The organism is Bacillus sp. TL12 (genome assembly GCF_022625245.1).
Lineage (GTDB): Bacteria > Bacillota > Bacilli > Bacillales > Bacillaceae_G > Bacillus_A.
In genome coordinates, this window is the sequence record NZ_JAJJBY010000002.1 from 225895 (window position 1) to 240206 (window position 14312).

The following is a 14312-nucleotide window of genomic DNA, read 5'->3' on the forward strand; positions in this document are numbered from 1 at the left end:
TAACTTATATATACGTGTTGAAGGGGATGCTATTCTGAAAACAGAAAAAGAAAAGATGATCCAAGGTGAAATGTACATACCTGCTGATCCAGTGTTAGTACAAGATAGGGAGCAGGCTCGTATATTAACAAGAAAATTAAATGAAACGCCAGAAGTAAAATTAGAAGAACGTAGTGCGATCGTAAAAGAACTATTCGGGGCGACAGGAGATAATATTCATGTTGAATCTTCTTTCAAATGTGATTACGGTTATAACATTCATGTCGGAGAAAACTTTTACGCAAATTTTGATTGCGTCATTTTAGATGTATGTCCTGTAACGATTGGCGAAAACTGTATGCTAGCTCCAGGGGTTCATATTTATACGGCGACACATCCGCTTGATCCAATTGAACGCATTAGTGGTAAAGAATTTGGTAAACCAGTAACAATTGGGAATAACGTTTGGATTGGCGGGAGAGCTATAATTAATCCAGGGGTTACAATTGGAGATAACGCGGTGATTGCCTCTGGTGCAGTTGTAACGAAGGATGTCCCTGATAATGTTGTAGTTGGTGGGAATCCAGCGAAGATTATTAAAAAAATAAAATAATATTTGAACGAAGTGCCTTCCTCGGCTGTATACATTTATGAAAGAATAGATGGGGGAGGCACTTATATGTTTAATAAATGGATTTTTATGTTTGCTTTAATCGGAATTATAGCCGTATTTTCTTGCGGTATGTTATTACCGATGCCAATTGGATTTAAAGTATCAATGATTACAGCTGGAGTCATAATGATTGTTATGTTTTCAATCATTATTCCGTTTGATAGAAAATATATTGTACGAAAAAAAGGATATAAAATCGATTTTACAAAAACAAAAGTATATTTTCGCTGGAATGTATTCGATACTATTTCGGTCTGTCTTGCAGTGTATGCATGTATATGTGTGCAAGTATTAAATATTTTAGTTTCAATCGGCCATACAATTCAAAACCCTTACGTTCAATTTTTTACGAATCAATCACAAGTGTGGATTATTGTCGCAAGTGTATATTTAATTTCCCGAATTTCATTAACGTTAAAAGGAATAAAGGAGATCAAAAATCATGGCGCAGATTGGGATTGAGGAGGAGCTCATGCTTGCGTACCAAAATGGAGATAAGCAGGCTGGAGAAAAACTCTATGTTTTAATCAAGCCAGCGCTATATACATTTTTGTATCGATTTAACCGTGATGAACAATTGAGTATAGACCTCGTTCAAGATACGTTTTTAACGTTAGAGCGTAAGAAACATATGTATGAGATTGAAAAAGGGAAGATTAAGACGTATTTGTTCCAAATCGGTTATCGGCTTATGATTAATAAATTGAATCGAAGAAAAAAATGGCGTTCTCTTTTGCCGTTTTTAGTGCCGATACAGGAGAAGGAATTTTCTCAAGAAGATAGGCTCACGGTAAGAGAGGCAATCTTGAAAGTTCCTGAAGAGCAGAGAGCCGTCCTTATTCTTTCTTATTATCACGATATGCCGCAAAAGGAAATTGCTGAGGTTTTAGGTATTCCTGTAGGAACAGTGAAATCGAGACTTCATAATGGTATAAAGAAATTGAAACAATTGCTGGAGGTGGATGAAATTGGGTGAAAATCCTTTTAAGAATGAATATAAAATAAAGCAACATTTAGATAGCGATCATGTAGAAATACCGGATTTTCCGAAAACGGTAAGTCGTTTTGATAGAATGCTTGGATTCCTTGCTACTCCAGCGAAAGATCCTGTGGAAGCAACTATTGGAAATGATTTATCGATTGTGTTTCATGTTTCACTATTAGTTGGTGTTCCAATCCTCTCCCTTATTACAATATTCATTGCGACTTTGTAAGGGATTGGTAAGAAAAGAACTCCCACCTCTATTTGACACGCCTATACAAATAATGATATAAAGAAAAGTATATGAATAATTGAGCGTGGAAAGGGAGAAGTAGTGATCATTTCCCTGTTTTAGAGAGCTGATGGTCGGTGAAAATCAGCACATAGATGATCGCGAATTACGCCCCTAGAGCATCTTTTTTCGATTGAATTGTATTCAAAAGGGAAAAGACGGTGCTAAGCCGTTATGTAAATAAAGTGGTAGGCTTTTTTTGCCTGCAACTAGGGTGGTAACGCGATGATCAAAATCGTCCCTTATTTGAAGGGGCGATTTTTTTATGTTTTCAACATTCACGCCAGACTTAACTTAAAGGAGAGTATGTAGGATATGGGTATTTTACAAGATCTTGAATTTCGCGGACTAATTAATCAGCAAACAGATGCTGAAGGTTTAGAGCAGTTATTAGAAAAAGAAAGCGTTAAACTATACTGTGGTTTCGACCCAACAGCGGATAGCTTACACATCGGTCATATGTTACCAGTATTAATGTTGCGTCGTTTCCAATTAGCTGGTCACCAACCAATCGCACTTGTTGGCGGTGGTACGGGTATGATCGGTGACCCAAGTGGTAAAAAAGCAGAGCGTACATTAAATACGAAAGATACAGTTGCTTACTACACGGAAAGCATTAAAAACCAGCTTTCAAACTTCTTGGAGTTTGAAAATGTAGAAAACCCAGCAACAATGGCAAATAACTATGACTGGCTTGGAAATTTAGATGTTATCTCATTCTTACGCGACATCGGTAAAAACTTCGGTTTAAACTACATGTTAGCAAAGGATACAGTAGCATCTCGTTTAGAGACAGGTATTTCCTTTACTGAATTTAGTTACATGATTTTACAATCATATGACTTCTTAAACTTATACCAACAACAAGGCTGCCGTCTACAAATCGGTGGTAGTGACCAATGGGGCAACATTACAGCAGGTCTTGAATTAATTCGTAAATCAGAAGAAGATGCGAAAGCATTCGGTTTAACAATTCCACTTGTTACAAAATCTGATGGTACGAAGTTTGGTAAAACAGAAGGCGGCGCAATTTGGTTAGATCCAGAGAAAACAACGCCTTATGAGTTCTACCAGTTCTGGATCAACACAGATGACCGCGATGTTGTAAAATACTTAAAGTACTTCACATTCTTATCTCATGAAGAAATTATTGAGCTTGAGAAGCAAGTAGCTGAAGCACCAGAAAAACGTGCAGCACAAAAAGCATTAGCTTCTGAAATGACAAAACTTGTTCACGGGGCGGAAGCGTTAGAGCAAGCAATTAAAATTTCTGCGGCATTATTTAGCGGTTCTGTAGCTGAACTAACTGCAAATGAAATCGAGCAAGGTTTCAAAGACGTACCATCTGTAGAACGCACTGCAGAAGATACAGGATTAATTGACTTACTTGTAGAAAGCAAAATTTCACCATCAAAACGTCAAGCGCGTGAAGATGTAACAAATGGTGCAATTTACGTAAATGGTGAGCGTACACAAGCACTAGATTACGTTGTAACAGAAAATGACCGCATTGAAGGTAAATTTACAATTATCCGCCGCGGTAAGAAGAAATATTTCTTAATTCGCTACTAATCAATAGAGAGTTATTAACAGGCTTTGAGGAGATAGATTCCTCAAGGCCTTTTTGTTTTAATCTTCTTTTTATGTTCATACGAAAGTCACAAGGGAGGAGTATGATATATGTATCAGGTGAAAGTGAAAGGAGTGGTAAAACAAAATGTCACTAGAAGCGCTCATCATCTTTTCTTTGCTAAATGCGAGTCAGCTTGCAGAGAATACACAAGGTGAGATACATAAAAGTGCGAAAGATGCTTATGTGTATGTGGAGAAACAAGAAGAAAATAAATAAGTTTATTTATATATAAGAGTGAATTCAAAAAAGAGGATAAAGATAGCTGCTCGCTTTCTTTATCCTCTTTTTTAAACAAGTACCATAAGAACGAAAAAAGCCAATCCAAAAGGAGTGGCTTTTCGTCATTAACGAGAGTAGAACTCTACGATTAATGCTTCGTTGATTTCAGCTGGTAACTCAGCGCGCTCAGCGTGACGAGTGTAAGTAGCTTCTAATTTATCAGCATCGAAAGTTAAGTATTCTGGTACGAAGTTGTTAACTTCGATCGCTTCTTTAACAACAACAAGGTTGTTAGATTTTTCGCGAACGCTGATAGTTTGACCAGGTTTTACGCGGTAAGATGGGATGTCTACGCGAGCGCCATCTACCATGATGTGACCGTGGTTTACTAATTGGCGAGCTGCACGACGAGTGCGAGCTAAGCCCATGCGGTAAACTAGGTTGTCAAGACGAGCTTCAAGAAGGATCATGAAGTTTTCGCCGTGTTTACCTGGCATTTTACCTGCTTGGTCAAATGTGCGACGGAATTGACGCTCAGTCATGCCGTACATGTGACGAAGTTTTTGTTTCTCTTGTAATTGTAAACCGTATTCTGAAAGTTTCTTACGTTGGTTCGGACCGTGAGGACCTGGTGCGTAAGGGCGTTTTTCTAATTCTTTACCTGTGCCGCTTAGAGAGATTCCAAGACGACGAGACAGTTTCCAAGCTGGACCTGTATAACGAGCCATAGTTGACTCCTCCTTTAAGTGTTTTTATTTTCGTAAAATAAAAACAGACGTAATCGATATTTATGCGTATTTTGTTTTCATGTACCTTCGCTCCAGCAGCAGGGAGTTACGAGATACACCTCAAACGTGAGGAACAAAATACAAACGATAAACTCACATTACAAGGCTGCCTTTTTATTTTACACAAACGCTATTATATCTTTTGAATGGAATTTCGTCAAGCGAGTTTCCATTTTGTTTTATACATGTAAAGTTTGGAAATTGCAAGAAGGAATTCGAAACAGTATGAAAGAAAGGATAGCAACAGAGGGAAAACGCTTACATATTATAGAAGCATAAGGGGGATGTTTGTATGAAAAAGAAACAGATAGAAACAGCACTTATTCATCACGGGTATGATTCTAAAATGCATAAAGGGAGTTTAACGCCACCGCTATTTCAAACTTCAACGTATACATTTGAAACAGCGCAGCAAGGGGAAGCAAGTTTCGCTGGGCAGGACCCATCTTACATTTATTCAAGACTTGGAAATCCAACTGTGGAATTGTTCGAAGAGCGTATGGCTGTTTTAGAAGGGGGAGAATCGGCGTTAGCGTTCGGTTCTGGAATGGCCGCAATCTCGGCAACGCTTCTCGCATTTTTACGTGCTGGAGATCATATTATTTGTTCAAACGGTTTGTATGGATGTACGTACGGTTTTTTAGAAGTGTTAGAAGAGAAGTTTATGATTACACATTCATTATGTGATATGGAAACCGAAGAAGAGATTCAGGCAAGTATGCGCTCGAATACAAAGTTGATATTTGTTGAAACGCCCATTAATCCAACAATGAAACTTATCGATTTAGAAAAGGTTATAAAAGTTGCAAAACAAAATGAACTGCTTGTCGTTGTTGATAATACATTTTGTTCCCCTTATTTACAAACGCCTCTTACACTTGGATGTGATGTTGTTCTTCATAGTGCAACAAAATATATTGGTGGACATGGAGATGTTGTTGCGGGTGTGACGGTTTGTAAAACGAAGGAGCTAGCTGAACAAATTCGCCCGATTCGAAAAGATATTGGTGGAATTATGGCACCTTTTGATGCATGGCTCTTGCTCCGCGGCTTAAAGACGTTAGCTGTACGAATGGATCGGCACTGTGATAATGCGGAAAAAGTGGTCGAGTTTTTGAAAAATCAAGAAAGTATTGAAGCGGTATGGTATCCAGAAGGAGAACTAGCATCTCGCCAAATGAAGCGCGGGGGCGGTGTGATTTCATTTACGATTAAAGGCGGAAAAGAAGAAGCACAAGCATTTATGAATGAGTTGAATTTCATTACGATTGCAGTAAGTCTTGGTGATACAGAAACGTTAGTGCAGCATCCGGCAACGATGACACATGCGGTTATTCCAGCAGAAGTACGCCATGAAATGGGTATTTTTGATAATCTAATACGCCTATCTATTGGATTAGAAGCATGGGAGGATATTACCCTAGATTTGGCGGATGCACTGCAGAAGCTATCGGATACATTTTCTCACGTGAACGGAGAATAAGAAATGAGCCATCGATCTATGAGATTGATGGCTCTTATCTTTTACATATGTTTTAGGAGCGTTTCCACAAATTTTTCTAAGTAGTGTTGATCTACTTCATCGAAGCGATTTTTTTCAGGACTATCGATATCTAACACACCAATGACGTTACCTTCCTTTATAATTGGTACAACAATCTCAGAATTAGAGGCGCTATCACAAGCGATATGACCTGGAAATTGATGAACATCTGCAACAAGCTGAGTTGTTTTTGTTTCAGCTGCCACGCCGCAAACACCGCGTCCAAATGGGATGCGAACGCATGCAGGCATTCCTTGAAATGGCCCTAGTACAAGTTGATTATCTTCTGTTACATAAAAGCCAACCCAATTAATACGCTCTAAAAATTGATTTAGTAGTGCTGAGGCATTTGCTAAATTTGCGACTACATTTGATTCTCCCGTTAACAATGCATCAAGTTGTTTGATTACTGTTTCGTACTGCTGTTCACGTGATCCGGCATAACTTTCTTTTGTAAACATGGAAACGTCATCCTTTCTATCGAGAAATGTAAAATCATAGCAAAATACGATATATTTCAAATGACTTTGTCGATAGAAAATTAAAGGAATTTGTCTTAAAAGTCAAGAAATTTAAACTATAGCTGTTCAGGGTGAGAGGAAGTGAGCGCATGAAGCAGACGAAACAAAAGGTAATTGATGCGGCAATTTCATTGTTTAATACGAAAGGGTACGATGGAACATCGGTGCGAGATATTGCAAAGCGGGCGGATGTGAATGTGGCTAATATTTCATATTATTTTGCTGGAAAGCAAGGTTTATTAGAACAGCTTATAACTGATTTTTTAGAAGGGTATATCGGGGTAATTGAGAGGTCATTTGAACAAAGAGAGTATTTGCCAGCTAAAGAAGTGATAAATCAAATTGTACGAGGGATTTTGCGGTATCAGTTTGAACATAGGGAACTGACGCGATTTTTTTACAGGGAGCTTTCACTTGATACAACGTTAATTCGGGAAGTCATGACTATTTATTTTTCTAAAGAAAGATATTATATAGAGCAAATTATTAAACAGGGACAAATGCAGCAGGAGTTTCAGAAGATTTCTTTTACAATGTTTATGACGCAATTAAAGGGCATGATTAATATGCCATATTTATATCCGCAGTATATATCGGAGGTGCTGCATTCGTTTCCATCAGAAACATTCTTTTTGGAAATGTATACGAAAGAAGTAGAGCGATGGATGGAGCAAACATTATGTGTAACACATATGTATTATCCTCTGCCGCGAGCAGTTCATATGTAAAATACCCCGCCATATTTTTGGTGGGGGTATTTTATGACGTATTTTTCAAGAAGTGATTTTTTCTTGTATGCGCTCTTGTTTTCGTTGCCATAAGTTGTTGCATAGTAAAGCGATAATGGTTATGATCGCTCCCATTACTTCAATTCTTTCAACTTGATAGCCGCGAAAAATGGATCCTATCAGTGCGAGCACAGGGACTAAGTTCATAAATAATATGCCGTTAATAGATGAAATAAGGCGATTGCCCATGTTCCAGCAAAAGACTGCAACCACACCAGCAATAATGGACATATACAATAGTTCAAATCGTACTGTAGCGATTGTATGGAATGTAGGTATAGAAATAACTTTCAAATATGTTAGTACAGTAACAGTAAGAACTAACGAAATACTTCCAAATAAACATGTAAGTGTTGTATATCGAAGTGGCGACCAAGTTGGAAAATGAGAGCCGCCGTTTGTGTAAATAACCCAGCAAAAAACGCCAGAGAGCATAAATATGTTTGTTGAGATATGGCTTGCTGCTCCAAATAACATATGAATATTGCCTTTTGAAATAACAAGTAGCACACCTATAAGTGCACAAAACATACAAAGGAATGTATAGTTTTGTGGCTTTTTATTTTGTAAGCCCCATTGCAATAGTAAGGCAAGTAACGGCATAAGAGACTGAATCATGGCTGCGTGAATCGCACCTGAAGGTCCTGCTAATTGTTGTCCATAAAAAACAAGAAATCCGTATCCGGCAAAACCGACTGTACCATAAAATAACAAATACAAAGCTTGTTTTTCTAAATGGAAAGCGTGTTTCCCTTCAATTATGAAGAGAAGAAAGGTAAAGATGAACGCTGCCGATCCGTAACGAAAAGTAGTGAAAAAGAATGGGTCTATAAGTTCCAGAGCGCTGGCCATAACGGGAAACATAAAGCCCCAAGCTGTTACAGCAAGTAAGCATAAGAGAGATCCAAATAGTATTTGTTTTTTATCCAAGAGTATCTTTCTCCTTCTTATTTCGATATAGTAAGTTCATAAAAATAAGCATGGGATGAGTATAACGCTCATTTTTTGCGGACAGGAAATATTGATTTGTTATAGGGGTTATAACTTTTGGTTAGAGGTGTATATGAGATGGATTTGGAAGCGGTACAATCGTTTATTGAAGTGCAACATACGGGAAGTTTATCAAAAGCAAGTAAACGTCTGCATATTTCACAGCCAGCTCTCAGTAAACAAATTCAAAGATTAGAGGCAGGCTTAGAAGTCAAGTTGTTAAAACGGTCCACGCAAGGAGTGGAACTAACAGAGGCTGGTAAACTATTTATAAAACGGATTGAGCCTATTATAGAACAAATAAATAGTGTGAAGAGAGAGATGAAAGAGTACCAAGAAAAGAAAAAGATTTCAATTGGAGTATTGCCCAGTTTAGCTGCTCATTACATATCAAAATGTAAGAATGTATTAGAAACCTATGAAGTAGATTGGAAAATTGAACATACGAAAGTATTAATGGAATTATTTCGAGAACGAAAAATTGATGCGATGTTAATTGATTCGGAAGTGGAAGAGGCCAAATTTGTTAAAGAAATAAAAAGAGAAAATATTGTGTGTGTTGTTTCAAATGAACATGCGTATAAAGATGAACGTACAATTCGAATACAGGATTTACAGTATGAAAAGCTCATTATTTATCCGGAAATTTGTGATATTAGAAACATGATTATGACAACGTTTAAAGGAATGGGAATTCAGCCCACTATTGCAGTAGAAACATCATACGCTGAACCGATGCTTGCCATGGTTCGAGCTGGTCTTGGTGTTACGTTATTGCCAGAAATTGCAGTGAAGCAGGCGGTAAAAGATGGGATTAGCGTTATACAAGTGGAACCAGCGTTAACGAGAGTGATTTATTTTATATCACATAGGGAAGAGATGTCTTTATTACAGGTGTTGCAGTGAATATTTGTAAATACATGAAATAAAGTCCAGAATTTTTTAGGGAGCGATATTACAGATACAACAAAAGAAACATGAAATTTTAAAAAAAACTAGGTCAAAAACATGTCATTACATGGTATGATTAGTACATTGTCAGTTGTTAAATATAGGGGATTTTCCTTTTATACATAATGCCTTCCATTTCATAAACGGAACGGACAAAAAAAGAGATATAAGTAGGAGGCTATTTTGCATGGATTCTATTCTAACGATCGTTATCATTGTAGTGAGCTCTATTCTAGTGCTGCTCATGATAGAGCTCATGATAAGAAATCGTTTATATAAAGATATTGAAGCGGTTGAGCAGTGGAAACAAGAAATAAAAGATAAACCTGTTGCAGATGAATTGAAACGGGTAAAGGATTTGAATATGACTGGACAAACAGAAGAACTGTTTGGAAAGTGGCGTGAAGAATGGGATGAAATTGTTACAAACCTTCTGCCAAAAGCTGATAAAACATTAGAAAGCGCCCAAAAATCAGCCTCACAATTTTCCTTCCGAAAAGCAAAGCGTTTGATGAGTGAATCCATTCGTGATTTAGATGAAGCGGATAACCGCATTACGGAAATGTTAAATGAATTGCAACAATTGCTAGAGAGCTATGAGAAAAATAGTTCGGAAATTGAAGATTTACGTGATACATATCGTAGTATGAAAAAGAGCGTACTCGCTCATCGTCATATGTTTGGACAATCCGAACAGAAAATTGAAGAGTTACTTGATATAGAACAGGCAAAATTCCAAGAATTTGACGAGGCAACAGCGAACGGTGATTATTTAAAGGCGCGTGACATTGTAAAAAGCTTAGAAGATGGATTAGCGAACTTAGAAATTATCATTCATGAAGTTCCTGATTTATTAGTGGAGTGTCAAGCGACATTACCAGTGCAATTAGATGATTTATTACAAGGTCATGATGATATGAAAAGACAAGGATATGTATTAAATCATTTAGAAATCCCTAAAGAAGTACGAGAGATGAACAAACAACTACAAACATGTCTGATTGATTTGGAAGAGCTTCATATAACAGAAGCAAATGAGAAAATAGAAGGCTTAAAAAAGCGTCTAGATACGTTGTATGATCAATTAGAACAAGAAGTACATGCGAAGCATTATGTAGAGAAAAAGTCAGTTAGTGTTTACGAAGATTTAGAGGAAATTCATGAAAAAGCAATTGAAACAAAATCTGAAACGCATTTTGTGAAACAAAGCTATCAATTGCAAGATAAAGACATTGAGTCACAAAAATTGATTGAAAAACAAATGCATATTTTAATGAAACGCTTTGAAGTATTACAAATGCGCATTGCGGAGCAAGATATCGCCTTCTCTGTTATTCGCGAAGAACTGGAAGAGATTTATGAGCAATGTGAAACATTGAAGGTACTTCATGTAGAATATAAAGAGATGCTCCAAACGATGCGTAAGGAAGAGTTTGAAGCACGTGAAAAATTACAAGAAATGCGCCATATGATTGTAGAAGCAAAACGCTTTATGCAAAAGTCTAATTTACCAGGTCTTCCACAAAGCATTATGGAAGATTTACAAAGAGGACAAGAAGCGATGCAAAGTGTTTATGCACAGTTAGAATTAAAACCGCTGAATATGAATGTTGTAAATAGCATGTTAGAAGAAGCGTATACAATCGTAAACGGTGTATTTGAAAAGACGCAGGAGTTAATTGGACAGGCGTACTTAGTAGAAAAGCTAATCCAATATGGTAATCGCTATCGCAGTCATGATGGTGACTTGACGCAAAGCTTAGAAAATGCAGAAAGATTATTCCGTGAATATGAATATGATGCCGCTTTAGAACAAGCCGCTTCTGTTTTAGAACAACTTGAACCTGGCGTTGTACAAAAAATTGCTGAATTTGTTGATAATGAACAAACCCCTTGGTGAAAAAGGGGTTTGTTTTTTTGTGCTGGATTTGTGTAAATTCTCGGATGATGTTGCTATAATGAATAGCGGAATACAGCAGTGTTTTTCGTTTCAAAATATAAAAGTATACTTCTGTATCGAAAAAATAGAAGCTTTGAGTATGTTTAGCGTAATGGCATACATTTGTGATATGATTATATGATGTGACAGCGCTGAAAGGGGAAGAACGATGATCTATTTTGATAATAGTGCGACGACGAAACCATATCCAGAAGTCCTTCAATCTTACGTAACGGTTGCAGGAAAATATTTTGGAAACCCTTCTTCTATTCATTCGCTCGGGGGAGAAGCAGAGCATTTACTAACACAATCAAGAACGATTGCAGCGCAGCTCCTTCATGTTAAGCCTTCCGAGATTATTTTCACATCGGGTGGAACGGAAGGAAATAACCTTGCGATTAAAGGAATAGTGATGAGGAATCGCTCTCGTGGCAAACATATTATTACAACAAATATTGAACACGCGTCTGTGTTTGAAGCATATAAACAATTAGAAGGTCTCGGCTTTGATGTTACTTATTTACCTGTAAACGAACATGGTATTGTATCAGTAGAAAATGTAAAACGAGCACTTCGTGAGGATACAATCCTTGTTTCTATGATCCATGTGAATAATGAAACAGGAGCGATTCAACCTGTTTCTGAAGTAGGAAAATTGTTAGCGAACTATCCGAAAATAAGATTCCATGTAGACCACGTGCAAGGTATCGGAAAAGTGCCACTTGATTTATATGCTTCTCATATTGATCTTTGTTCGATATCTGGACATAAATTTCATAGCGTAAAAGGAACAGGACTTTTATATGTACGTGATGGCGTAAGATTAGATCCGATTTTATCAGGTGGTCAGCAGGAGCTTCGTTATCGTTCTGGTACAGAGAATTTACCTGGTATTGTCGCGATGGTCAAGGCATTACGTATGACAATGGAACATATGATTGAGAAGAGTGACCGCTTACACAAGTTACAAGCAGAACTCGTACGTTTCTTCGAAGGAATGGAAGATGTAACGATTAATACATCGCTTGCATATTCGGCACCGCATATTTTAAATGTGTCATTCGTTGGTTTAAAACCAGAAGTAGTGGTTCATGCTCTAGAAGAACGTGACGTATATGTATCAACAAAATCAGCATGTTCTTCAAAAGCGAATGAAGTAAGTCGTGTGTTAGCATCAATGGGAGTACCGCATGCTGCCGCAGCAAGTGCGATTCGTATTAGTTTAGCACCTGAAAATACGATGGAAGAAGTAACACAGTTTGAAGGAATTATAAAAGAAACATTGCCAAAATTATACGAAGTGATGAGGTAAAGAAACATGATGAAATATGAATATATTTTAGTTCGTTACGGTGAAATGACGACAAAAGGGAAAAACCGTTCTAAGTTTGTAAATACGTTAAAAGATAACGTGAAATTTAAATTGAAGAAATTCCCAAATATCAAAATCGATGCGACACATGACCGCATGTACATCCAGTTAAATGGGGAAGATCATGAGGCGATTGCAGAGAGATTGAAAGATGTATTTGGTATTCATAAGTTCAACTTAGCGATGAAAGTACCATCAGAATTAGAAGAGATTAAAAAAGGTGCGCTTGCTGCTTTCTTACAAGTAAAAGGCGATGTGAAAACATTTAAAATTACAGTGCACCGTTCATATAAACATTTCCCAATGCAAACGATGGAGTTACTTCCGGAGATTGGCGGCTATATTTTAGAAAATACAGAAGACATCACAGTAGATGTTCATAATCCAGATGTGAATGTTCGCGTAGAAATTCGTAGTGGTTATAGCTATATTATGTGTGATGAGCGTATGGGAGCAGGTGGTTTACCAGTCGGCGTTGGCGGAAAAGTAATGGTACTTCTTTCTGGCGGAATCGATAGCCCAGTAGCTGCTTTCTTAACAATGAAGCGCGGTGTATCAGTAGAGGCAGTTCACTTCCATAGTCCGCCATTCACAAGTGAGCGTGCGAAGCAAAAAGTAATTGATTTAGCACAAGAGTTAACGAAGTATTGCAAACGTTTGACGCTTCATCTTGTTCCATTTACTGAAGTGCAAAAAACGATTAATAAAGAAATTCCATCTAGCTACTCTATGACAGTTATGCGCCGTATGATGATGCGTATTACTGAGCGTATTGCAGAAGAGCGTAATGCACTTGCAATCACAACGGGTGAAAGTCTCGGACAAGTAGCGAGCCAAACGTTAGATAGTATGCACACGATTAATGAAGTGACAAACTATCCAGTCATTCGCCCGCTTATTACGATGGACAAACTAGAAATTATTAAAATTGCAAATGAAATTGGAACATATGATATTTCAATTCGTCCATATGAAGACTGCTGTACAGTATTTACACCAGCAAGTCCATCGACAAAACCGAAGCGTGAAAAAGCAAATCGCTTCGAATCAAAATATGACTTTACACCACTTATTGAAGAAGCTGTTGCTGGTACAGAGAAGATGGTACTACAGACAATTGAAGTGGCTGAAGAAGAGCAATTTGAAGATCTTTTCTAAAAGTGCTTGTTCAAAAAGGACGATACGGAGTAGAGTGAACTACATGAGTACCGGACTGGCAACGCAACGAAGAAATGCGACAGTTATCTTTACTGGACTTTTTGAATATCTTTCAAAACCATAAATTACCATCTCTAGATATGTATGAAGTCATATGGTTTATCACACTCTATACTCACAAGGAGGTGATACCATATGCCAAGCACAAATAAATTAGCAGTGTCTGGTGCTCAAGCAGCATTAGATCAAATGAAATACGAAATCGCTCAAGAGTTCGGTGTTCAACTTGGAGCAGATTCAACATCTCGCGCTAACGGATCTGTTGGTGGCGAAATTACAAAGCGTCTAGTTTCACTAGCTGAACAACAATTAGGCGGTTTCCATAAATAATCCCATATAAGATGGCTTAGAAGGAGTGGGTTTTCCCACTCCTTCTTTTTGTCGACATGTAACTGAAAAATTTGTCAAAAGAAGTAGGTTTAAA

At 37.5% G+C, this 14312-nt stretch carries 16 protein-coding genes and 1 other annotated feature; of the genes, 13 read left to right on the forward strand and 3 right to left on the reverse strand.

Going from position 1 to position 14312, the window contains the following annotated elements; translation table 11 throughout:
* Positions 1-34: 34 nt before the first annotated feature.
* The 6 genes from LOK41_RS03110 (at position 35) to LOK41_RS03135 (ending at position 3775) form a co-directional block, all read left to right on the forward strand.
* Complete coding sequence (locus LOK41_RS03110; protein WP_241815289.1) at positions 35-592, forward strand: maltose acetyltransferase domain-containing protein; 558 nt, start codon at positions 35-37, stop codon at positions 590-592.
* A gap of 66 nt (positions 593-658) precedes the next feature.
* Positions 659-1114 (forward strand): hypothetical protein, encoded by a 456-nt coding sequence (locus tag LOK41_RS03115; RefSeq protein ID WP_241815176.1) that lies wholly within the window; start codon positions 659-661, stop codon positions 1112-1114.
* Positions 1095-1628, forward strand: a complete 534-nt coding sequence (locus tag LOK41_RS03120) for an RNA polymerase sigma factor (RefSeq protein WP_241815177.1) — start codon at positions 1095-1097, stop codon at positions 1626-1628. Before LOK41_RS03115 ends, LOK41_RS03120 begins: the two co-directional genes overlap by 20 nt.
* On the forward strand, positions 1621-1866 hold the full coding sequence (locus tag LOK41_RS03125; RefSeq protein ID WP_241815179.1) for a hypothetical protein: 246 nt from the start codon (positions 1621-1623) through the stop codon (positions 1864-1866). The genes LOK41_RS03120 and LOK41_RS03125 overlap by 8 nt, the downstream gene beginning before the upstream one ends.
* Positions 1867-1943: 77 nt before the next feature.
* Positions 1944-2172, forward strand: a binding site (T-box leader).
* A gap of 69 nt (positions 2173-2241) precedes the next feature.
* Positions 2242-3498 carry a tyrosine--tRNA ligase gene (tyrS, locus tag LOK41_RS03130; protein ID WP_241815180.1) on the forward strand — a complete coding sequence of 419 codons (1257 nt, stop codon included), beginning with the start codon at positions 2242-2244 and terminating at the stop codon, positions 3496-3498.
* Positions 3499-3643: 145 nt separating this feature from the next.
* Positions 3644-3775: a transporter gene (locus tag LOK41_RS03135; protein WP_174101759.1), complete on the forward strand. Its 132-nt coding sequence runs from the start codon at positions 3644-3646 to the stop codon at positions 3773-3775.
* A 128-nt stretch (positions 3776-3903) separates the two neighbouring features.
* On the opposite strand, the gene rpsD is transcribed toward LOK41_RS03135, so the two are convergent.
* Entirely contained in the window at positions 3904-4506 is a 603-nt protein-coding gene (gene rpsD, locus LOK41_RS03140) for a 30S ribosomal protein S4 (protein ID WP_000135311.1), read from the reverse strand.
* Between the two features lie 352 nt (positions 4507-4858).
* On the opposite strand from rpsD, the gene megL reads away from it, so the two are divergent.
* Positions 4859-6049 carry a methionine gamma-lyase gene (gene megL, locus LOK41_RS03145; protein WP_174101751.1) on the forward strand — a complete coding sequence of 397 codons (1191 nt, stop codon included), beginning with the start codon at positions 4859-4861 and terminating at the stop codon, positions 6047-6049.
* A 41-nt stretch (positions 6050-6090) separates the two neighbouring features.
* Here megL and LOK41_RS03150 read toward each other — a convergent pair whose 3' ends face one another.
* On the reverse strand, positions 6091-6570 hold the full coding sequence (locus LOK41_RS03150) for a GAF domain-containing protein (protein WP_241815186.1): 480 nt from the start codon (positions 6568-6570) through the stop codon (positions 6091-6093).
* Positions 6571-6719: 149 nt separating this feature from the next.
* On the opposite strand from LOK41_RS03150, the gene refZ reads away from it, so the two are divergent.
* A complete protein-coding gene (refZ, locus tag LOK41_RS03155) occupies positions 6720-7358 on the forward strand; it encodes a forespore capture DNA-binding protein RefZ (RefSeq protein WP_241815192.1) in 639 nt (212 codons plus the stop codon).
* Between the two features lie 45 nt (positions 7359-7403).
* Here refZ and LOK41_RS03160 read toward each other — a convergent pair whose 3' ends face one another.
* Positions 7404-8348: a DMT family transporter gene (locus LOK41_RS03160; RefSeq protein WP_241815193.1), complete on the reverse strand. Its 945-nt coding sequence runs from the start codon at positions 8346-8348 to the stop codon at positions 7404-7406.
* Between the two features lie 138 nt (positions 8349-8486).
* Here LOK41_RS03160 and LOK41_RS03165 point away from each other — a divergent pair, with 138 nt between their 5' ends.
* The 5 genes from LOK41_RS03165 (at position 8487) to LOK41_RS03185 (ending at position 14218) form a co-directional block, all read left to right on the forward strand.
* Positions 8487-9314, forward strand: coding sequence for a LysR family transcriptional regulator (locus LOK41_RS03165; RefSeq protein ID WP_241815290.1), 828 nt, complete (start codon positions 8487-8489; stop codon positions 9312-9314).
* A gap of 232 nt (positions 9315-9546) precedes the next feature.
* Positions 9547-11259: a septation ring formation regulator EzrA gene (gene ezrA, locus LOK41_RS03170; RefSeq protein ID WP_241815195.1), complete on the forward strand. Its 1713-nt coding sequence runs from the start codon at positions 9547-9549 to the stop codon at positions 11257-11259.
* A 208-nt stretch (positions 11260-11467) separates the two neighbouring features.
* On the forward strand, positions 11468-12610 hold the full coding sequence (locus tag LOK41_RS03175; protein ID WP_241815197.1) for a cysteine desulfurase family protein: 1143 nt from the start codon (positions 11468-11470) through the stop codon (positions 12608-12610).
* A gap of 6 nt (positions 12611-12616) precedes the next feature.
* On the forward strand, positions 12617-13828 hold the full coding sequence (gene thiI, locus LOK41_RS03180) for a tRNA uracil 4-sulfurtransferase ThiI (RefSeq protein WP_174101738.1): 1212 nt from the start codon (positions 12617-12619) through the stop codon (positions 13826-13828).
* Between the two features lie 195 nt (positions 13829-14023).
* Complete coding sequence (locus LOK41_RS03185) at positions 14024-14218, forward strand: alpha/beta-type small acid-soluble spore protein (protein ID WP_241815200.1); 195 nt, start codon at positions 14024-14026, stop codon at positions 14216-14218.
* Positions 14219-14312: the final 94 nt, after the last annotated feature.

What these genes read in the sequence shown, in the direction of transcription:
- LOK41_RS03115 (WP_241815176.1), top strand. Translation starts at nt 659, where the DNA reads ATGTTTAATAAATGGATTTTTATGTTTGCTTTAATCGGAATTATAGCC.
- LOK41_RS03120 (WP_241815177.1), top strand. Translation starts at nt 1,095, where the DNA reads ATGGCGCAGATTGGGATTGAGGAGGAGCTCATGCTTGCGTACCAAAAT.
- tyrS (WP_241815180.1), top strand. Translation starts at nt 2,242, where the DNA reads ATGGGTATTTTACAAGATCTTGAATTTCGCGGACTAATTAATCAGCAA.
- LOK41_RS03135 (WP_174101759.1), top strand. Translation starts at nt 3,644, where the DNA reads ATGTCACTAGAAGCGCTCATCATCTTTTCTTTGCTAAATGCGAGTCAG.
- rpsD (WP_000135311.1), bottom strand. Translation starts at nt 4,506, where the DNA reads ATGGCTCGTTATACAGGTCCAGCTTGGAAACTGTCTCGTCGTCTTGGA.
- megL (WP_174101751.1), top strand. Translation starts at nt 4,859, where the DNA reads ATGAAAAAGAAACAGATAGAAACAGCACTTATTCATCACGGGTATGAT.
- LOK41_RS03150 (WP_241815186.1), bottom strand. Translation starts at nt 6,570, where the DNA reads ATGTTTACAAAAGAAAGTTATGCCGGATCACGTGAACAGCAGTACGAA.
- refZ (WP_241815192.1), top strand. Translation starts at nt 6,720, where the DNA reads ATGAAGCAGACGAAACAAAAGGTAATTGATGCGGCAATTTCATTGTTT.
- LOK41_RS03165 (WP_241815290.1), top strand. Translation starts at nt 8,487, where the DNA reads ATGGATTTGGAAGCGGTACAATCGTTTATTGAAGTGCAACATACGGGA.
- ezrA (WP_241815195.1), top strand. Translation starts at nt 9,547, where the DNA reads ATGGATTCTATTCTAACGATCGTTATCATTGTAGTGAGCTCTATTCTA.
- LOK41_RS03175 (WP_241815197.1), top strand. Translation starts at nt 11,468, where the DNA reads ATGATCTATTTTGATAATAGTGCGACGACGAAACCATATCCAGAAGTC.
- thiI (WP_174101738.1), top strand. Translation starts at nt 12,617, where the DNA reads ATGATGAAATATGAATATATTTTAGTTCGTTACGGTGAAATGACGACA.
- LOK41_RS03185 (WP_241815200.1), top strand. Translation starts at nt 14,024, where the DNA reads ATGCCAAGCACAAATAAATTAGCAGTGTCTGGTGCTCAAGCAGCATTA.